This window comes from Marinobacter sp. B-12 (assembly GCF_056857915.1).
In genome coordinates this window covers 316,688-335,889 of record NZ_JBSXOB010000059.1, presented here as the reverse complement: position 1 = coordinate 335,889, position 19,202 = coordinate 316,688, and the positions used below count along the sequence as shown (strand labels likewise).

The 19,202-nt window shown below is 59.0% G+C and carries 15 protein-coding genes; 12 read left to right on the top strand and 3 right to left on the bottom strand.

Annotation, left to right across the window (positions count from 1 at the left end; translation table 11 throughout):
• The first annotated feature begins 193 nt into the window (after positions 1–193).
• On the top strand, positions 194–1,186 hold the full coding sequence (locus tag AC13D2_RS15065; RefSeq protein ID WP_300498905.1) for an FAD:protein FMN transferase: 993 nt from the start codon (positions 194–196) through the stop codon (positions 1,184–1,186).
• Positions 1,187–1,229: 43 nt separating this feature from the next.
• Here the strand turns inward: AC13D2_RS15065 and AC13D2_RS15060 are convergent, their stop codons facing one another.
• Genes AC13D2_RS15060 through AC13D2_RS15050 form a run of 3 tightly spaced genes read right to left on the bottom strand, consistent with a single transcriptional unit; the run spans position 1,230 to position 6,400 of the window.
• The gene (locus AC13D2_RS15060; RefSeq protein ID WP_300498903.1) at positions 1,230–2,786 is read right to left on the bottom strand and encodes a general secretion pathway protein GspF; all 1,557 of its coding nucleotides are present in this window, start codon (positions 2,784–2,786) and stop codon (positions 1,230–1,232) included.
• 12 nt (positions 2,787–2,798) lie between these two features.
• On the bottom strand, positions 2,799–5,318 hold the full coding sequence (locus AC13D2_RS15055; RefSeq protein WP_300498901.1) for a LamG domain-containing protein: 2,520 nt from the start codon (positions 5,316–5,318) through the stop codon (positions 2,799–2,801).
• Positions 5,315–6,400 carry a hypothetical protein gene (locus AC13D2_RS15050; RefSeq protein ID WP_482938857.1) on the bottom strand — a complete coding sequence of 362 codons (1,086 nt, stop codon included), beginning with the start codon at positions 6,398–6,400 and terminating at the stop codon, positions 5,315–5,317. The genes AC13D2_RS15055 and AC13D2_RS15050 overlap by 4 nt, the downstream gene beginning before the upstream one ends.
• Positions 6,401–6,797: 397 nt before the next feature.
• Between AC13D2_RS15050 and AC13D2_RS15045 the strand changes: the two genes are divergently transcribed.
• The 11 genes from AC13D2_RS15045 to AC13D2_RS14995 are packed head-to-tail and all read left to right on the top strand — an operon-like array spanning position 6,798 to position 19,140.
• The gene (locus tag AC13D2_RS15045; RefSeq protein WP_300498897.1) at positions 6,798–9,446 is read left to right on the top strand and encodes an HzsA-related protein; all 2,649 of its coding nucleotides are present in this window, start codon (positions 6,798–6,800) and stop codon (positions 9,444–9,446) included.
• A 20-nt stretch (positions 9,447–9,466) separates the two neighbouring features.
• The gene (locus AC13D2_RS15040; protein ID WP_421910983.1) at positions 9,467–10,219 is read left to right on the top strand and encodes an SH3 domain-containing protein; all 753 of its coding nucleotides are present in this window, start codon (positions 9,467–9,469) and stop codon (positions 10,217–10,219) included.
• Positions 10,189–10,836: an outer membrane beta-barrel domain-containing protein gene (locus AC13D2_RS15035; RefSeq protein ID WP_300498894.1), complete on the top strand. Its 648-nt coding sequence runs from the start codon at positions 10,189–10,191 to the stop codon at positions 10,834–10,836. Before AC13D2_RS15040 ends, AC13D2_RS15035 begins: the two co-directional genes overlap by 31 nt.
• 15 nt (positions 10,837–10,851) lie before the next feature.
• Positions 10,852–11,349, top strand: coding sequence for a TlpA family protein disulfide reductase (locus AC13D2_RS15030; protein WP_300498892.1), 498 nt, complete (start codon positions 10,852–10,854; stop codon positions 11,347–11,349).
• Positions 11,350–11,367: 18 nt separating this feature from the next.
• Positions 11,368–11,607: a DUF4266 domain-containing protein gene (locus tag AC13D2_RS15025; protein ID WP_292049355.1), complete on the top strand. Its 240-nt coding sequence runs from the start codon at positions 11,368–11,370 to the stop codon at positions 11,605–11,607.
• The gene (locus AC13D2_RS15020) at positions 11,594–12,757 is read left to right on the top strand and encodes a DUF3570 domain-containing protein (protein ID WP_482938856.1); all 1,164 of its coding nucleotides are present in this window, start codon (positions 11,594–11,596) and stop codon (positions 12,755–12,757) included. Before AC13D2_RS15025 ends, AC13D2_RS15020 begins: the two co-directional genes overlap by 14 nt.
• Positions 12,758–12,777: 20 nt before the next feature.
• Complete coding sequence (locus AC13D2_RS15015; RefSeq protein WP_421844681.1) at positions 12,778–13,329, top strand: AraC family transcriptional regulator; 552 nt, start codon at positions 12,778–12,780, stop codon at positions 13,327–13,329.
• An 8-nt stretch (positions 13,330–13,337) separates the two neighbouring features.
• Positions 13,338–15,377, top strand: a complete 2,040-nt coding sequence (locus AC13D2_RS15010) for a hypothetical protein (protein ID WP_482938855.1) — start codon at positions 13,338–13,340, stop codon at positions 15,375–15,377.
• A complete protein-coding gene (locus AC13D2_RS15005) occupies positions 15,370–18,240 on the top strand; it encodes a tetratricopeptide repeat protein (protein ID WP_292049351.1) in 2,871 nt (956 codons plus the stop codon). Before AC13D2_RS15010 ends, AC13D2_RS15005 begins: the two co-directional genes overlap by 8 nt.
• Positions 18,227–18,826 (top strand): tetratricopeptide repeat protein, encoded by a 600-nt coding sequence (locus AC13D2_RS15000; RefSeq protein WP_292049349.1) that lies wholly within the window; start codon positions 18,227–18,229, stop codon positions 18,824–18,826. The genes AC13D2_RS15005 and AC13D2_RS15000 overlap by 14 nt, the downstream gene beginning before the upstream one ends.
• Complete coding sequence (locus AC13D2_RS14995) at positions 18,823–19,140, top strand: hypothetical protein (protein ID WP_292049348.1); 318 nt, start codon at positions 18,823–18,825, stop codon at positions 19,138–19,140. The genes AC13D2_RS15000 and AC13D2_RS14995 overlap by 4 nt, the downstream gene beginning before the upstream one ends.
• Positions 19,141–19,202: the final 62 nt, after the last annotated feature.

The window sequence follows — 19,202 nt, the reverse complement described above, 5'->3', positions numbered from 1 at the left end:
GGAATAGCTTTCATGCATAGTGCGACGATGGTCCCGGCCGTTCATCCTCCTGACGCACTTTTTGTTGGCGTAGCCGGGGGGATGAGGGGGGCGTAGAGGGGATGAGTCGTCATATTCTTCAGAGACTTCAAAGACAACGATCAAAACATGGATATCAAAACGAGGGCGGGCAGTGAGCAACGGACGGTTGAGTATGCGGGTGGTTGAACGGATGCTGGCGTGGGGTTTGGCTACGCTGGTGACCGTGGCCATGCCAGCCCATGCCGAATGGGTGCGTGTGAGCGGCACGGCAATGACCACCGCCATCGAGATGGAGTTCTGGTCTGAGGATCCGGCCATGGCGAGTGAGGCCGGAGACGCGGTACTGGCGATGTTCGACCGGATTGACCACCAGATGAGCCGTTATCGGGAGGATTCCGAACTGTCCCGGGTAAATCGCGAGGCGGCCAGCGCCCCGGTGGAAGTGAGCGACAGTCTTTTTACGGTGCTTCAGCAGGCGCTGCGGATTTCAGAATTGAGCCATGGTGCCTTCGACATCAGTTTCGGTTCCATCGGCTACCTGTACGATTTTCGCTCCAGACAACAGCCCTCCGACGAAGAGCTGGCGGAAGGTCTGGCAAAGGTGAACTACAGGTCCGTGGTACTGGACCCCAGTGCCAATACTGTCCGATTCCTTAATGAAGGCGTGCGGCTGGACCTGGGAGGCATTGCCAAAGGGTATGCGGTTGATCGCGGTATCGACATCCTTAAGTCGTTCGGCATTCGCCAGGCACGATTGAGCGCTGGGGGCGACTTGCGGTTACTGGGGGACAAACGGGGAAAGCCCTGGATAGTGGGTATCCGGGACCCCCGATCTGAATCACGCAATGCCATGGTCCTGCCGCTGACCGACGTGGCGGTGTCGACGTCAGGCGATTACGAACGCTTCTTTTTCGACGACAATAACGAGCGTGTCCATCATATTCTCTCGCCGGCGACCGGCAAACCGGTAAAAGGCGTGCAGAGTGTGACTATCCTCGGCGACGACAGCATCACAACCGATGGCCTGTCCACGGCGGTCTTTGTGCTTGGGGCGGCGAAGGGGCTTGAAATGGTCAATCGGTTAAAGGGCATCGACGCCGTTATCATTGATGAGCAGCGTCAGGTGCATTATTCGGATGGGTTGGTGGCGCCGGAAGGCTCGTGATGCAGGGAGATGTGGCCGGGCCCGCAGGCCCGGCCACATCGGTTTACACAATCGGTTGTAGGGCAATAAGCCGATCCCGGCTTGCCTGGTTCCCGAGGCCATGATTGGGGAACCGATCCGAATTCTCGAACATACCCTGTTCCCCGTGAAGCGCCATGTAGTTGAGCAATACCGTTTGCACCAACTGGTTTACGTTGTTGGCGGCGGGGCTTGAGGCGGTTTCCACGGAGGCGTCCGAGCGCATAAAGCCGATCTGGTTGGTGAGGGCCGTGGGTTGGCCCGCCGGGCTGTATACCAGGAAGAACGAAGCAGCCGTCTGCTGGTTGTCACCCGTCCACTCGCCTTTGCCGCGGCCGGCCATGGATTCGTCCAACCGACCATTACTCGACACGGAACCGTCGCTGAACACGTACAGCATCAGCGGGGTTTGCGTGCGATGCGCGTACTCAAGACAGGCGCCCATGCAACGGCCCGCCAGGTAGTCCCGCTCTTCACCGGTGCCGCGTTCGCCGGTGTGGTAGTCGTAGCCTCCGAGGGTGACGGTACCGGCGCCAGCGTAGCCATTCTGCACCAGTTTCATCACCGCAGCGGTTTTGCGGATTTCCCGGCCGAGGCGTGAGTTCTCGTTGAACTGGGCTTCGGTGAAAATGCCACCTACGATGTCCGGGTCCGCAGAGGGGTCGATATCCGCAGGGTTGGCAAAACGTTCGGTCAGGTCTGCGCTTTTAACATAGCCGCAGTTGACGAGGTCCTTCACCACATCGTCTCTGGTGACAAGTGTGGTATCGACATTGTCCAGTTTCTTGCGGCTGATGCGCTGGATGGACTCCATCACGGCGACGGCATCGTCCTGATCCAGAATGGCGGTCAGGTCGCCCACGTCCACCAGGCCGGATACATCGCTCGGGCGGTCAATCTTGGTGGGGCGCACCTGAGGGTTGATCAGGCTCATGGGCGCCATCGAGTTGCCGCCACTCTCTGAGCTCTGTGAGCCGACCAGTGTGAGCAGTTCACCGTCAGCGCCCGCCTTGCTGATGCCATACATCGGGTTGTGAGGGTTGTTGCCGGTGTCGTTCTCGGAACGGGCGGCAATGATGGCGCCATTGATGAAACCACGGGCGGCAACCGACGTGCTGTCCTGCATGCCCCGCAGGAAACCGCTGTCGGAATGAAACGCCAGGCCGAACTCCTGGTTCACGAAGGCAGGATCATTGGGCAGCATCGTGCCCGGTAACCCCAGCTTGTTGTAGCCGGCCGTGCTCAGGAAGTCGAACTGGCCGCCGGATTTGCCCATCAGCACGTTCGAGCCGGCAATGTTGGCGCCGCCGGCCAGATCGAAGCAGATAAAGGGAATCTTGCCCGCGCCCGCCGAGGCGATGCCGCAGGATTCTTTCCAGTCCTCAAGGTCTGGAGACAGCGCTGCCGCCGCCTGCCGTGGATTGGCGAACAGGCTGAACACGGACGCGCCGCAAAGGGTGGCCGCGCCCGTCATAAAACCCTGTGCGATGAACTCACGCCGGGTTTTCGGCCTTGCGTGATCGCTGTGCAGGAGAGGTTGATCCGTCGCCAGCGCACGTTTGCGAGAAGGTTTGATATACATGGTCAACGTCCTCTACTGGATCAGTGTCACGGCGCTGCCCAGTACGGCGGCGCAGCTCGCTTTGACAACGGTTTCGGTACGGTCATCACAATCGCCAGTGCAGGGAGCCAGGCGTCCCATCAGGGCGTCCAGCTCGGTTTCAATGTCCGCATCAGCGGGCTGAGTGCTCAGGCTTGTACCGACGAAGTTCTCCATCAATGGCGCCTTGATGAGCGCACGACCAGCGTCGTCAAACGCAGTGCCGGCATCTTCATCGAAGTCAAAACCCGGGAAGAAGGCATTGCGGCGCGTGGTATCCGACACCAGGGCATCGCAGTACTGGATCGCCATCTGCGTAATCGCCATCTGATGAGATGACAGGAAGCCTTCAAGGTCCTCCACGGTCGGCAACTGCTGCTTAACCGTTGTGAATGTTTCGGCGACGCCCGGCTGGGTGGTCGGAATGCCCGTCACCTTCGACATGGACGCATTCACTTCGTCAAACGTCTTCAGGCCAATGGCGGAGAATTCCGTGCTACCAGTTTCCGGTGGCTGTGTCGGGGCAGGGCCTTCGACCCGAACGTCCGTATTGCCGATGCCCAGCTGTTCAAAGGTCAGGAAGAACTGATCAATTTCCGGGCCCTCCTCAAGGGCGAGAACCGTTCCGAGTCTTGATAGCGGCTGACCGGAGCCTGTCACGTAGTCACTGGCATTCAGCGTCAAATCCAGATTGGCGAACGACTGGCCCACCACCACTTCACGGCCATTGATGCCAATTCTCATGCCTTTCAACGGTATTCCGGATGGCGATTGAGTGTCGTCGAGGCTGATGAAGAACGGGTTGGAAAACAGGTAGCCGTAGTTATCGAACTGACTGACTTCAAACACGATGAAGCTTTCGGGCATATCCACCAGGTGAGACACGCTGAACAGCAAGAAGAATTTCTGTCCAACGCCGACATCATAGTTGGCGGCAACCTGCTCTGCGGTGAGGGCGCGGTTGTGAATGGCGAGCATTCTGACGGCGCCTTCCCAGGGGGATTCACCGTCCGTCTCGTTACCCAACACTAACGCAAAGCTGTTGTCCCACTCTGTCAGCAGGCCGGCGGAATCGGGATCGACATCACCGGAGGGTTCGCCGTTCACAAAAATTTCGCGGCCACCGTCGGGGGTAAAGTTCACCACCACGTGTTGCAGGGTTGCCTGCAACAGCATGGGGTTGGCTTCGGTCAACATCGGATCGTTCTGGTCGGTGGTGGTGCTCCGATGCAGGAACTCGTAGCTCTGCATGTCCTGGCCCAGCGTGAAATTACGTGCTGTTGAGGAGCCGGAGTAGGTCACGATGCGGGAGTCTTCCTGGGTGATGTTGCCGGGCACGACCCACGCTTCGATGGCGTATTCGCCGGAGGCTGTAAGCAGCGTATGGAGTTTGCGGCTGTCGGCGGTGGATCCCTGAGCCTTGCCGGCACGGATCATTGCGCCATCGTCGGTTTCGAAGGCCGGGCCAAACTCAACCCCCCAGCCGCCGACCCAGCCAACGTTGCCGCTGAGAGTGAGGTTCAGGGGCGGAGACACGCCACTGGTGTCGAAAGCCGTTGGGCCTTCACCTGCCTTGAACTCATAGAGCGCTATAGCGTTGTCTTCGTAGCGACCACCGGCATTGGCCAGCAAGCCGTCATTGACCAGATTCAGTGCTTTGCTGGTCACGAGGTTTGCGGGGATTGGCTCGGGCTCTCCGAGATCGGAGATGAAATTCTGGATCGCTGCCAGCATTACGATCGACGATTCAACGCAGTCGTTGTCCCAGCAGTTATGACTATCGTCCCTGAGTCGTTCAACAAGTCGTGAAGACGCATCATCAAGGCTGACTTCCGGCGCCCGGTCGTTCAGGTCGATCCGGCTCTTGGCCTGGTCGTAAGCTGTTTGCACATCCGTGCTGGCAATGTAAGGCGTCTGGCCATTGCTGGTATGGCATTCACTGCAGTAGTCGGTTAACACCGGATAGATGCTGCTTTGGAAGAGCGACGGATCGTCCGGAAACGTAAGCGTGTCGTTAACTTCGTTGATATCCGGGGCACGCAACTCCACGGTCTTTACCGCCCCTTCAGAGCCACCAGCCCAGTTGGAAATATAGACCGTCAGCAGATCAGTACAGGCGGTGACGGACGTTGTCCAGCAGTTATGGCCACCCGCAACCTTGGTCACCATCTCGGATTGGGAGGGGTCGGACAGGTTAACAATGGTGTTGGCCTGGGCGTAGGCAATATTGATGTCGCCCTCATGCACGAACTGGGGTGACTGGCCGCCAGCGTTGTGGCAGGCGCCACACTTGTTCTGGCCCGAGAGCTCATCCCAGACGCTGCGCTTGAAATTCAGTACATCGTCGGTGGCTGGTGCCGGGCCACTGTAGTTAACGGTATTGGATCCGCCGCCGGTGTTCGGAAGGGCTTCGGTGGATTCACCACTGTTACAGCCTGCTAGAAATAGCAGGGCCGCAAAAACGGAGAATAGCGCTATGGGGGCTCCGGTTCCTTGCCTGATGATGGTTGTCATAATGTCCTATTCCCCCGGCAATACGCGGCAGATTCCGCAAAGGCGGTTTTGAGGTTGTATCCGCTGCGGAAGCTCGTAACGATTTCGGTGATTTTTGAGCGGTCGCTATCGTTTGAGGGCTCTCGCAGGCAGACATTGCGGAATACTTTTTTCACCTGGCACTGGGCAAAGGCGTCGGAATTGGCAAACTCCATACCAAGGCTTTTAGCGCCATTGCCGGAGCCGGTGCCTGGGCCCCAGCCCAGGCGACGATTGTTGCCGGAACGCCAGTAGTTGTCCCAGCCATCGTCTGGCGTCACATACCCCTGCTCAAACGTGGTTGAATTGATGTGGTATTTGGCGACAACGCGGGTACCCGTTTCCGGGTCCACGTCGTTGACGGAGTTGTAGATCAGCCTGCCAAGTTCCCCATCAGGGTCGGTATCGGCGTTGTACTGGTAGTCGTAGTAGGCAAAGGCCTGGGTCATGGGGTCCATGCCGGTGTGGCAGCCAACGCAGTTGCTGAGGAATACCCGGCTATCGCCACCCGGGCTCCGCGAGACATCCTGGCGGATGCGGTCCGGTGGCAGGGAAACGTCTGCGACCTGCTCCAGGTCGTTGCACATATGGTTGAGCAGGGTAAAGCGGAACATGGCGCGGTTGGTGCCGGCGCTGAAAAAGGCCCGCGCTGCCGCCCGGGTTGTGATAATGCCCGCGGTTGCCCCGGTTGGCAGTTCGGGATTGAGACTGGACTGCGTAGTTTGTTCCAGCACGCTTTCATCGCTGAGGGAATAACCGGAGCGCTCAAGATCCTCATAGTTATCGTTATTCGACGTTGAGTAAGCCGAGATACCGTTCAGGCTCGAATTGCCAACATAGAGTATGTCGTCATATAAGACCCGCCGAAAATCATGATTATCCCGCACAATACCGATGACCGTTGCCGTGTAATCATTCAACGGCACGAAGGGCGACATCGCCTCATTTGTCCATGGTGCGACGAAATTTTTGAGGGTAACATCGTAAAACGCCGGGTCATCCATGGCCGTGTAAGCCGCTGAAACGGCACCGGATTGGCCGTTATTGCTGATGTCAGTCGCCATCTGATCCAGCACCTCCGGCGAGGGCGGTACACCAGCAATGCGTTCATGTATGCGTTTGGCTTGTTCCCTGGGGCCGGCGGTTGCATGAAGGGCGTGCGTTCCGACCAAAGCCAGCAGGACAGTGAGTAAAAATGTCCTTTTAAAAAGTTGCCGGGTCGTACAAAAGACTGTCATGATCGATTCCCTCGATTTCGTTAGCATTCGCACATTAGTGCCATTTTACAATTGTTCAAAGTCCAGGCGAGCGATTAACTGCGGTTTTGAGGGCTGCTCCACGTTATTACATTGCGTTACGTAAAAGCCTTGGAGCACAGGCGCCGACTCGACTTAGCGTATGTAAATGGATTTTCAGGCCAAACAGGGTTTGTTGGTGGTGACTAAGCATTACGAAAATAAAATGTATTTTCGCGTCAGTGGGTTAAGGTGCTTCCTGGCTGTTTTGGGCCGGATTTCCGCACTTCTGCCTGTCGCGCTGGTGGCGGGCTGCCTCCAGGGCGGCGATAGTCAGTCCAGTGACCCTGTGGTTGTTGAGAACCCCGTTGTCTTTGTAAAACGCCCTTTGCTATTTGACGACAACAACGGCGCACTGATCGGTGACAACCTTGCTGACCCGACGGAGTTCCGTCCGGGCGCGCGCCTGTTCCTGAAGGATCGTGCGTCTCCCGACGCTCCCTCGAGGGACATCACTTCATCGGCTTTCCCGGGACCGTTTGGCTATGACGTCAAGGATCTCACCGTCTCCTACGATGGCACCCGCGTTCTCTTTGCCATGAGGGCGCCGGAGATTGAGGATGCCGATGAGGATGAACAACCAACCTGGAATATCTGGGAGTATGACGCGGTTGCCGGTAGCATCCGGCGCGTTATCGAATCGGACGTCACCGCCGAGGCGGGACAGGATATCGCTCCTGCCTATCTGCCGGACGACCGCATAGTCTTTGCGTCCACACGACAACGTGTGTCCCGGGCGATCCTTCTGGATGAGGGTAAGCCCCAGTATCCGGCTCTTGACGAGGAGCGGGAAGTTCCCGCGTTCGTCTTGCATGTGATGAATGCTGATGGGGACAACATCGAGCAGATCACGTTCAATCAGAGCCACGATCTGGACCCGTTGGTGACCGATGAAGGCACCATTGTGTTCAGTCGCTGGGACAACGCTGGCCAGACCCGGGGCAACGGGTTCAACCTCTACAAGGTCAATCCAGACGGCACCGGGCTCAGTTATCTTTATGGTCGCCACTCTCATGGCTCTGTCAGCGATGACGTAAACATTGAGTATCTCCGCCCGCAAGCGACGGATTCCGGTCGGCTGTTGGCGCAACTACGGCCGGCAGAAAGCGATAACTTCGGAACCATCCCGGCCGAAATTGATGTCGAGGGCTATGTCGAGGCCAGTATTGGCATTGATGGCAATTCCGGCTCGGCTCAGACACCGTTAATCAGTGGGTTGTCCTTGGCCGACGAAATCTCCTTAAGGGGTAACTACAGCTCGGTGTCACCTTTTCTGGACGGCACCAGGCGCTATCTGGTCAGTTGGAGTCCTTGTCGTCTACGCCTCGTGAGCGGCAACGGCGACATCCTCAACTGCACCGAGGGCAGGATCGCCTCGGGCGCCTATCGGGCCGCCTCCCCGGTTTACGGGTTATGGTTGCTGGATATGGCATCTGGTACCCAGCGACCGATCCAGCCACCTGAAGAAGGCCAGCAGTTCGATGAGGCCGTGTTGATGACGGAACGTTCGCTGCCGACCTTTATTCCGGAATCTCAGTTCACCGGGGATGCGGCGGCGCTGGCAGAGGATGGTCTTGGCATACTTCAGATCCACAGCGTCTACGACATTGATGGCGTGGATACCTCTCCAGCAGGCATTCGGCAGACAGCCGATCCGGCAATCGTTCCTCCGGACAACCTTCCCAGGCGCTTCCTCCGACTCGAAAAGCCGGTCTCGATTCCCGATGAAGAGGTCCGGGACTTCGACAACACGGCGTTTGGCCGCAGCCAGGCGCAGTCAATGCGGGAAATTCTTGGCTACGTTCCGGTTGAGCCGGATGGATCGGTGAGAGTGGCTGTGCCCGCCAACGTCGCATTTGCCATCAGCGTGGTGGACGATGAAGGGCGACGGATTGGCCCCCGCCACCAGAACTGGTTGAACGTCAGGCCCGGAGAAACCCTGGCATGCAACGGTTGCCATAATCCGGGAAGTACGGTGCCCCATGGCCGCCCGGATGCAGGGCCAGCTCCGGTGTACGCGGGCGCGCCGACCACCGGCATTGAATTCCCGAACACCGACCCCGCACTCTTCGCAGACATGGGTGAAACCATGGCGGAAACCTGGGCCCGGATTAACGATATCCGTCGCCTCCGGCCAGACGCTGTCTATGTCGACCAGTGGACCGATCCCGGTGATGCCAGTCTCACACCGGGCACAGCCTTCTCGCTGAGTTATGCGGACCTTGAAACGCCCGCGCCGGTTACCCCCGAGTGCTTTGATGACTGGCGTGGCGCCTGTCGAACCGTTATCAATTATGAGCAGCACATCCATCCGCTGTGGGGGCTTGAAAGAATCGTTGATGACGGCAGCGGCAACGTCGAGGACTACACCTGTACAGGGTGTCACTCGGACACCAACGCAGCCGACGCAACACAATTGCCGATTGCACAGCTGGATCTGAGTGACGGCGCCTCGCCGGATGAGCCCGATCATTTCAAGTCCTACCGGGAGTTGCTGTTTAACGACAATGAGCAGGAGTTGGTTGGTGACCAGCTCGTTGACGTGCAGGTTGAGTCTGGGGAGTTCTTGCGGGACGAAGATGGCGAGTTGATTTTGGACGATGACGATAACCCCATCCCCATCCTGGTGAACGTCAATGTGCCTCCCACTATGTCCGTCAATGGAGCCCGGGCCAGCGGCAACTTTTTCAACCGGTTTCGTGCTGGAGGGAGTCACGAATACTTCCTCAGCCCTGCCGAGCTGCGCCTCCTTGCCGAATGGCTGGATGTTGGTGGCCAGTATTACAACAACCCCTTTGATGCTCCGGCGGACTGATAGGACCTGAACGGTTAACCATGAGACTGGCCCTGATACTGCTGTTATTGACCGCGCCCCTGTCCGCTACCGCCGACTGGCTGTGGGGCGGTGCCGACGAGCCGCTGCCTCAGGTACAGGTGGCTGAGCCGTTTGTGGAATGGCGCACCGGGCCGGCCGTGGGCTATCCGGTGTTCCATACCAGTGAAAAGGGCGAATGGCTGACACTGCGCATGCGCAAGACTTCCTGGCTGAAGGTCACCGACCGTAAGGGACGGGAAGGCTGGGTGCATGTGGATGATGTGCAACTGACACTGGATGGCGAGGGTGAGCAGGTCTCGCTCAGCGATCCACGGTTCGACAACTTCAGCAGCCGCAGCTGGGAGGCCGGGCTGATGATGGGCGAGTTCGAGGGTGCGGCGGTAACCGCCATCTACGGCGGCTATCTGATGACCCGCAACCTGTCCGCAGAGCTGTGGGGGTCGCAGGTGCTGGGAAGCGCCTCTGAGATTCGCATGGTGAACGCGAACATCGTGCACCAGCCGTTTCCGCACTGGCGTATTTCGCCGTTCTTCACGCTGGGTGTGGGGCATATTTTTATTGAGCCCAAGGCCACCCTGGCAGACCCCGGAGACCGGGACAACAGCATTGGGCACGCCGGCCTGGGTGTGCGCGCCTACGTCACGGACAACTATTTCATCCGTGCCGAGGTCAAGGACTATAAAATTTTCACCAATCGGGCAACCAACGAAGAAGCAACAGAATGGAAAATCGGACTAAGCATATTCTTCTGACCGTCCTGCCGTTTGCGGGCCTGCTGCTGGTGCCAACGGCTGTCAGCGCTCAGGAGGACGACCGGCCACTGATTGAGCCGGATGTGCGGCCCCAGAAGGTCGACGAGGCGTTGATCGACACCGAGAATTTCGAGATCGGTGCGTTTGCCGGCATCATTAATATCGAGGATTTTGAGTCATCGTTCCTGTGGGGCGGCAAGTTGACCTACCACCTCAGCGAAACTTTCTTTTTTGAGGCCAACGTGGGGTTTGCCGAGGGCGGCGAAACCAGTTTCGAGAAGCTGGCCGGGGACGTTCAGGTGTTGTCGGACGAAGACCGGGACTACCGCTATTACAACATCAATATTGGCATGAATGTGCTGCCCGGTGAGGCCTTCCTGACCGAGAACTACGCCTTCAATACCAACTTCTATCTGATCGGCGGGGCCGGTGCCACGGACTTTGCCGGTGACACCCGGTTTACCGTCAACGTGGGTGCGGGCTATCAGGTTTTACTGACCGACAGCGTATCGATCCATCTGGGGGTGCGTGAACACTTTTACCGGATTGATGTGCTGGGTGAGGAAAAAACGTCCATGAACACCGAGGTCAGCGGTGGCCTCACTGTCTTTTTCTGACAACAGGAGTCAATGATGACAACACGGTTTTTGGGATTGGCCCTGACACTGGCCACGCTCGTAGGCGTTTCATCCGTTCAGGCGGAGGAACTGAACATTCCCGCGCCGGACTTCACCCTGGAAAGCCGTCAGGGCGAGAACCTGCGGCTACAGGATTTCCGTGGCGAAGTGGTGATGCTCAACTTCTGGGCGTCATGGTGCGGGCCCTGTCGTCAGGAAATGCCGTTGATGGACGACCTGTACGCTCAGTACAAGGATCTCGGTTTTACCATCCTGGCGGTCAACGTGGACGAGAACCGCGACGAAGCGCACCGCTTCCTGGACAAGGTGCCGGTCAGCTATCCGATCCTTTATGACCCGCAAAGCGATGTCAGCGAACAATACGAAGTCCAGGCCATGCCGACTACGGTCATGATTGACCGCGATGGCAACGCCCGTTTCCTCCATCATGGCTATCAGCCCGGCTATGAAGACGAATACGAAACGCAGATCCGGCAACTGGTGCGGGAATAGCCTGAGGCAGGTAAGTGTATGAACCCTTTCAAAGCAGTGATGGCGTCAGCAATCGTGATCCTCATGACGGTGGGAGCTGCCGGGTGCAGCGACATCAAGCCCTGGGTGAAGCCCTATGAGCGGGACAAGCTTGCGGACCCAGTCATGAGCCTGAGCCGGCATGGCAAAGCCGACTCCTATATGCATCACGTTTACCAGGCCCGTGAATCCGCACGGGGGGCTGAAGGTGGCTCCGGAGGTGGTTGTGGCTGTAACTGATCGCGCCGGGTTTTTATCGGCCCTGGTAACCGGCCTGGTGGGTTGGCTCTTGCTCAGCCAACTCGCCACGGCTGCTACCCTGCCGGTTGATAACGTGGATGTCCTTTATCACCGCTATGAGGGCGGAGGTATGGTGATTGACGGCCCTTCGGTGCTGGTGCGCAAGAGCGTGGGGCCTCAGGTGTCGGTGTCCGGTCAGTATTACGTGGACATGGTATCTGCGGCATCCGTGGATGTGGTGGCGCTGGCCAGTGAGTACACCGAAGAGCGCACGGAATACACACTCGGGGTGGATTACCTCCATGAGGACTCCATCCTGAGCCTGGGTTACACCAACAGCTCAGAGAATGATTACGAAGCCAACACCGTCTACTTCTCCGCCAGTCAGGAATTCTTCGGCGGCATGTCCACGGTCACCCTGGGTTATGCGCGGGGGCAGGACGAGGTGGGTGTCAGGGGGGACGAATCGTTCAGCGAAGACGCTGACCGCCAGAATTACCAGCTTGGGCTGAGCCAGGTCATGACCCGCAACAGCCTGCTGGGCGTTGACCTGGAAGTGGTGACGGACGAAGGCTATCTGCAGAATCCCTATCGTCGCAATCGCTACATCGACCCTGATGCTCAAAGGGGCTTCAGCTATCAGCTAGAGCGATATCCGGAAACCCGCACCAGTTTCTCCGTTGCCACCCGGGCCCTGTATTACCTGCCTTATCGGGCATCGATTCGCGGTGAGTTCCGCTATTTCAGTGACAGCTGGGGCATTGACGCCCAGACCTTCGAGCTCGCATACGTTCACGCCCTGAATCCTCGCTGGACGCTTGAGGGACGTGCCCGGTACTACGTCCAGGACGAGGCGGATTTCTACAGCGACCTCTACGCCTTCGAAAACTCCCAGACCCACCTGGCGCGCGACAAGGAAATGAGTGCGTTTTCCGGCACTACCCTCGGTGGCGGCGTGGTGTACGAGTGGAAACAGACCTCGCTGCCAGGCATTCAGCGCCTGCAGGCCAGCCTTTTGGTGGACTGGCTCGATTTCAGCTATGACAACTTCCGGGATGTCACTGCGTCCGGCGACTTCCTGCCGGGGCAGGAGCCCCTTTATTCGTTCGATGCCTTTGTAACCCGGGCATCGCTGATTCTTGAATACTGACCGAGTCGGAACGATTCATCATGATGACCCTGAAGAACACATTTGCACTGCACGTTGCCAGCCTGGCACTGGCGCTCTGGCTGCCGACAGCTACCGCTCAGGACAATGGCGAATCCGGGACCGACGACGGTGCCGTGGCCCTGAGCGTTGAAGAGCTGAAAAAACAGGTGATCCGCCTGAACCGGGACCTGTTCATTCTGGAAGAGGACTTGCTGTATCCCGCCAGTACCCAGTTTGCGGTGTTTCTCAGCCTCGACACCGGCGAATTCCTCAAGCTGGATTCGGTGAAGCTCAAGGTCAATGACGAAACCGTTGCAGCGCACCTGTATACCGAGCGCCAGGCCAAGGCCCTGCAGCGTGGCGGAATGCAGCGCCTGCACATCGGCAACCTCAAGACGGGCGAACACGAGGTGACGGTGTTTGTTGAGGGTATTGGCCCGGATAACCGGGCCTACAAGCAGGCCGCGACCTATCAGCTGCAGAAGGATACGGATACCGCCGCCCTGGAAGTCCGTATCCGCGACCGCTCATCCGATTACCAGCCCGAAGTGGCCATTGTTGAGTGGGAGTAACGCGGCCTGTGATTGAGTGGCTGAACCGAATGACGGCAGGTGCCCCTGCAGGGCTGACGTTGGCCAGTGCGCTGGCGGCGTTGCTTCACGGTCCGGTGGCTGTGGGTGATGAACTGCCGCAGCGCGCCAGTGATCCCGCCTATGGTGTGGCCCTGTACGAGTATTACCAGGGCAACGCGTTCGAGGCGCTGACCCGCCTCAACGTGGCCGCAGCGGAAGGTGGCATCGATGGTCACGGCGACCATCCAGCCCTTGTGGAAGGCGGCCTGATGCTGTCCTACGGCATGACTCAGGAAGCCGGTGCGCTGTTCCGGGCGTTACTGGACAAGGACGCAGCGGTGGCGCCGGGCACCCGTAACCAGGCCTGGTTCTATCTGGGCAAGGTGTTCTACCTGGAGCAGGATCCTGCCGCGGCACGAGATGCCCTTGAGCGGGTGGATGACGAGCTGCTGCAGGACGAAAACGAAGAGCTTTACCGCGAGTGGCTGTACCTTCGGGGTCAACTGGCCTTGGCCGGAACGGCGTCGGCCAATGGGGAAAGAGTTGACGAACTGATCGATGCGCTCCCGGAGAGTTCCCCCTGGCGCGCCTACCTGCATTACAACCAGGCGGTTGGCCGGCTGGCAGAGGGCCAGACGGAAGCCGCGATGGCCGATCTTTCCAGCCTTGATGACCTGCTTGACGAACTGATCAGGGAGCAGCCTGAACTTGAGCCACCGTTGGCCAATGAAATGTCTGCGCTCCGCGAACGGGTAAAACTTTCCATGGGCCGGCTTCACCTCAGTAGGGGCGATTTTGCAGGCGCGATGGCCAGCCTTGAACAAATTGCCCTGGATGGCGTGTTTTCCGACGAGGCACTGTTTGACTACGCGGTTGCCGCCTCCCGAGAGGGCAAAGCGGGCTTGGCGTTGCAAGCGTTGAATACTCTTCAGAAACGCCCCCTGTTTACACCCTGGCTGCAGCAGGTGCCCTATGCCCGCGGCTTTCTGTTCGAGCAGATGGGGCGCCAGCAGCAGGCGCTCCAGGCCTACCGCGAGGCTGCCAGCCATTACCAGTCTCTGAACACCCGCCTGTCGAGTGAGCGGGAGCAGTTGACTGAAGCGCGATTGGTCGACGCCCTTCGCTTTGGGCGTGAGGGTGATAGCCCTGGACAGGTCGGGTCGATGGACCCGGCACTGGCGCGTCCCGAACCGGGAACGCCAACCGTGCTGACCGATGCCTACGGACGCGTGAAGGTCAGGCCCGAGAATTACAGCCTGGCTGGTCTGTTGGCGACCGAGCGCTTTCAACTCTCCCTGCGTGATCTGCACGAACTCTATCGATTGCAGGATTCCCTTGGCCAGTGGCAGAAGCAATTGGAATCCTTCGATATCATGCTGGCAACCCGTGCCCAACAGCGGGAACAACGTATTCGCGAGACCCGCTACGCACTAGAGGCGCTCAACACGGATCAATGGCTGGCGCGACAGGCGGAGTACCGCAGCGCTATCGAAGACGCATTGGCCAGGGAAGACCTGCGCTTTTTCATGACGCAGAAACAGCATGAACTGGCGGACCGACTGGCGCAGGTGGAGCAGACCCTGTCGCAACTGCCGGATGACGAATCCACTCGCGAACAGCGAGAGACCTTCCAGCGGATGAAGGCGTACTTCAACTGGCGCCTTGCCGATGATTACGCGGTCAATCGTTGGGCTGCCGAAAAGCAGCTGCGGGAACTGGACCGGGCCATGAATGTGTTCGTTGATCAGCGCGCGTTGATTGAACAGGAGATGGCATCGGGTGGCGAGAACCAGGCTCTGGCTGCCCGGGTAGCGGCCCGCCAGGCCGCGTTGCAACGATTGCAGGGCGAGGTGAACAAGGCGCTCTCGGCAGCACGCACGGAGCTGCTCACCCTGGTGGATACTGAACTTCTGCAACAGAGCCAGGAAGTGCAGGGGTACCTCAGGGCAACCCGTCATGCAGCGGCGAGATTGGCGGACACGCTGTTCCTTGGTCGCAATGGTGCGACGGTAAGCCCGGCCCCCGAAGCGGGAGGTGACCGTGACTGAGCCAGTCATCCGCAGGCGCCTGGATGCCCTGCTGCCAGTGCTTTTTGCAGGCTTTCTCGGAGGCTGCCAGTCGCTCTCAATGCCGGATGTCTTTGGCGGCGGGGATGACAGGCAGCCTCAACCCGGGACACTGGCCACTCTTCAATCCATCGAGCCCACGCCCGATAGCGTCGGGGATAGTGCTAGTGAGGTATCCCTGGACGAGGTGATGGACAGCTACCGCGCCTTGCTGCCTTTGCTGGAAGACCCCGCCAAACAGGTTGCCGTGCGTCACCGGCTGGCGGACCTGGAGTTCCAGCGGGCGGAAAACACGATGGTTGAAACCGCTGTGGATGAGATGGCCGGGGCCATCGAGGCCTATGAACAGCTTTTAGCCGAGTACCCGGAGCGACCCGGTAATGATCAGGTTCTTTACCAGTTGGCCCGCGCCTACGATCTACGCGGCATGAGCGATGAGCACCTTGCCACACTGACGACGCTGGTGAACGAGCATCCGGATTCGAAATTCTGGGTCGAGGCCCAGTTCCGGCGCGGTGACCTGCTGTTCAGTAATCGCCGTTACGCCGAGGCTGAGCAGGCGTTCCGTACGGTGATCGACGCCGACCCGGCCAGAAGGGACGACGCCTCGTTCCTGGTCAACGCTCATTACATGCTGGGCTGGAGCCAGTTCAAGCAGGGTGACTATCGGGAAGCGCTGTTCAGTTACATCAATGTACTGGATCTGGTGATGCCCGAAGAGCAGGACGTGGAATCCGTCGGGCAGGAATACCGAACCATGATGGAAGACCTGTTCCGCGTGTTCGGGCTTTCGCTGTCCTACCTGGACGGCGCGGACACCCTGCAGGCCATCTTCCGTGAGACCGGCGAGAAACCCTATGAAATCCTCGTGTATGACCGCTACAGCGACCTGCTGCTGGAACGGGAGCAATACACAGACGCCATTGACGTGTTCGAGCGCTACATCGATGCGCGGCCACTGAGCCCGTGGGCGCCTCGATACCACATGCGCATCATCGACACCCTGGCGCAAGCCGGCTTTACCGCCGACATACCGGATCGCAAGGCAGCGTTCGTTCGGGATTACGGCATTCACGGCGCCTACTTGCAACAGGCCGATGACGAAACAGCACAATATATCGGGCAGCAACTGGAAGAACTGATTCCGGAGCTTGCCAACCGCCACTATGTGCTGGCGGGCGAGACAGAAGGCCTGGAATCGGATGAACACTATCGCCAGGCGGCGGTGTACTACGATGCCTTTGCGGATACCTTCCCGACCCATTCCCGCACACCGGAGATGCTGTTCCTGCTGGGTGAAACCCATGTAGAACTGGCCCAGTGGCCGGAAGCCATCGAAGCCTTTGAACGTGTGGCCTATGACTTTCCCTGGGAGGGCGAGCCTCCCGAACGCGCCGCGGAGGCCGGCTATGCCTCTGTTCTGGCATTCCGGGAGTACGCCAGGACCTGGCCTCGGGAACCCGCTGAAACCTATAACGACTACGCCGAGTTCCAGCAGTTGAATCGCCAACGGTTCGTCAATGCTTTCCCTGATGACCCGCGTTCGGAAGAAGTGCTCTACATCGCCATGCAGCATGAATTTGAGCGGGGCCGTTACGGGCAGGTGGTGAAAATGGCGGATCGCATGATCGCCCGCGTTCCCGCCCCCGGGGCGGAGATACTGACTGAAACCGGGTTACTGAAAGCCCACAGCCTGTTTGAGCTGGGCCGCTACGCCGAGGCGGAAGCCACCTATCAACAGGCACTGCGAGTCATGGCTGAAACCGATGAACGGCGTCCGGGTGTTATTGAAAGCCTGGCCGCGTCCGTTTTCCGTCAGGCAGAAGCGCTGGCGGATGCCGGCGATACCGCGGGCGCGGTCAGTGAATTCCTGCGTGTGGGTGAGGTTGCGCCAACCTCGGCACTGCGGGCAAACGCCGAATACGACGCTGCCACTCTGCTGATCGAACTCAGTCACTGGCAGGATGCCATCGACGTAATGGTGGCGTTCCGGTCCCGCTATCCCGACCACGAGCAGATCGATTCCCTGCCGGCGCGTCTGGCATTAGCCTACCGCGAGACAGAACAATGGGAGAAAGCCGGGGATGAGTTGAACAACCTCATTGCCATGGCGACCACGGAAGAAGAGAAGCGCGAAACCCTGCTGATCGCGGCGGATCTGTACGAGCGTGCGGGCAATACCGGCAAGGCCATCGATACCTGGCGGCGGTACGCCAATACCTATCCGGAACCACTGGACGTCTACATGGAAGCCGGCAACAGCCTGGCTGGCTTGTACGACGAGATTGGCGACGACAGTAGCCGCCGTTTCTGGCTAAGGAAGCAAATGGATGCGGTGGACAACAATCCCGACGAGGCAGACGACCGCATGCGTTACCTGGCGGCCGAGGCCTCGGCCATCCTCGCCCGGGAGGCGCTGGCGTATTACGACAGCATTCGCCTGACCTTGCCCCTGAATCAGAGCATGGCGGCCAAGACCGAAGCGCTGGAAGAGGCCGTTATCGCCTACCAGAAAACCGTGAGTTACGGCGTATCGTCCTTCTCCACCGAAGCCGGCTATCAGATTGCGCACATCTATGCACGCCTCGGCCGCGACCTGATGGACTCCGAGCGCCCGGAAGGATTGTCGGAGCTGGAGTTGGCTCAGTATGAACTGTTGCTGGAAGAGCAGGCCTATCCGTTTGAGGACAACGCCATCGATATTCACGAACAGAACGCCAGCCGCGCCCGCAACGGTATTTTCGACGAATGGGTTCAGCGCAGTTACGAAGCCCTGAAAACCCTGTTGCCGGGCCGCTACAACAAACCTGAAATCACCGTAGAGGTTGTCGATGAGCTGGGCTAGGTCATTCCGGGGTTGGACGAGAGTGGGCCTGCTGCTGGCTGTCGTGCTGGTGGCCGGTTGTGCGTCCTCGCCCAAAACCGATCCGGCAGATGTAGCGGAGGCAGAGCGCCAGGCCCGTGAGGCCGAGTTAACCCAGGAATTCAGCGAGGCAGTTGCCTTGCTCAGGGGAGGGGATAGCGGCAACGCGCGGGATCTGTTTGAGCAGATCCATCAGGCCGACCCAGAGCGAACCGGACCCTTGGCCAATCTTGGGATTATTGCCCTGCAAGAAGACAATGCCGACGAGGCGGAAGCGTATTTCCGGCAGGTGCTTGAACGTGACCCGGAACACAGCGCAGCATTGACCCATCTTGGGGTATTGGCCCGGGAGCAGGGCGAGTTCGAGCAGGCGGAAACCCTTTACCGGCAGGCGTTGGAAGCCGACCCGAATCACCTGCCAGCCATGCTGAACCTGGCCATCCTGCTGGATATCTACCTCGGCAGGCTGGAGGAAGCATTGCCTCTCTACGAACAGTATCAGTCGCTGGTGGAAGAGCCGAATCCCCGTCTCAAGGACTGGATCTTTGATGTCAGGAACCGTTTATGACCGCCAGAAAATATCTACTCAGCCTGTTGCTGTCGATTATTGCATTTCCCTGCGTTGCCCAGGATGGTGTTGTGACCATTGAAGGCACGCGCATCCGGGGCGATCAGGAAGTGCCGACGGTACTCTACCTGGTGCCCTGGCAGGCTCCGGCCGTGCAGTCACTGGCCCGGCCGGATGAGCGGTTGATGCTCCAGCGCCCCATCGCGCGCCTGGAGCGCCAGGAATTCCAGCGTTTGGTGTCCTATCATCAGTATTTCCGCGCCTCCGTGGAGGATGGCAAGACCTCCGGACGCCCCGATGCAACACCGGAATGAGAGCTGCGTCACACGTTGTTTGTGCACATACGCATGTAAAAACAAACCGCTACAAAGACTTG

What these genes read in the sequence shown, in the direction of transcription:
- AC13D2_RS15040 (WP_421910983.1), top strand. Translation starts at nt 9,467, where the DNA reads ATGAGACTGGCCCTGATACTGCTGTTATTGACCGCGCCCCTGTCCGCT.
- AC13D2_RS15060 (WP_300498903.1), bottom strand. Translation starts at nt 2,786, where the DNA reads ATGTATATCAAACCTTCTCGCAAACGTGCGCTGGCGACGGATCAACCT.
- AC13D2_RS15030 (WP_300498892.1), top strand. Translation starts at nt 10,852, where the DNA reads ATGACAACACGGTTTTTGGGATTGGCCCTGACACTGGCCACGCTCGTA.
- AC13D2_RS15025 (WP_292049355.1), top strand. Translation starts at nt 11,368, where the DNA reads ATGAACCCTTTCAAAGCAGTGATGGCGTCAGCAATCGTGATCCTCATG.
- AC13D2_RS15055 (WP_300498901.1), bottom strand. Translation starts at nt 5,318, where the DNA reads ATGACAACCATCATCAGGCAAGGAACCGGAGCCCCCATAGCGCTATTC.
- AC13D2_RS15065 (WP_300498905.1), top strand. Translation starts at nt 194, where the DNA reads ATGCGGGTGGTTGAACGGATGCTGGCGTGGGGTTTGGCTACGCTGGTG.
- AC13D2_RS15000 (WP_292049349.1), top strand. Translation starts at nt 18,227, where the DNA reads ATGAGCTGGGCTAGGTCATTCCGGGGTTGGACGAGAGTGGGCCTGCTG.
- AC13D2_RS14995 (WP_292049348.1), top strand. Translation starts at nt 18,823, where the DNA reads ATGACCGCCAGAAAATATCTACTCAGCCTGTTGCTGTCGATTATTGCA.
- AC13D2_RS15050 (WP_482938857.1), bottom strand. Translation starts at nt 6,400, where the DNA reads ATGGCGACTGACATCAGCAATAACGGCCAATCCGGTGCCGTTTCAGCG.
- AC13D2_RS15045 (WP_300498897.1), top strand. Translation starts at nt 6,798, where the DNA reads ATGTATTTTCGCGTCAGTGGGTTAAGGTGCTTCCTGGCTGTTTTGGGC.
- AC13D2_RS15015 (WP_421844681.1), top strand. Translation starts at nt 12,778, where the DNA reads ATGATGACCCTGAAGAACACATTTGCACTGCACGTTGCCAGCCTGGCA.
- AC13D2_RS15035 (WP_300498894.1), top strand. Translation starts at nt 10,189, where the DNA reads ATGGAAAATCGGACTAAGCATATTCTTCTGACCGTCCTGCCGTTTGCG.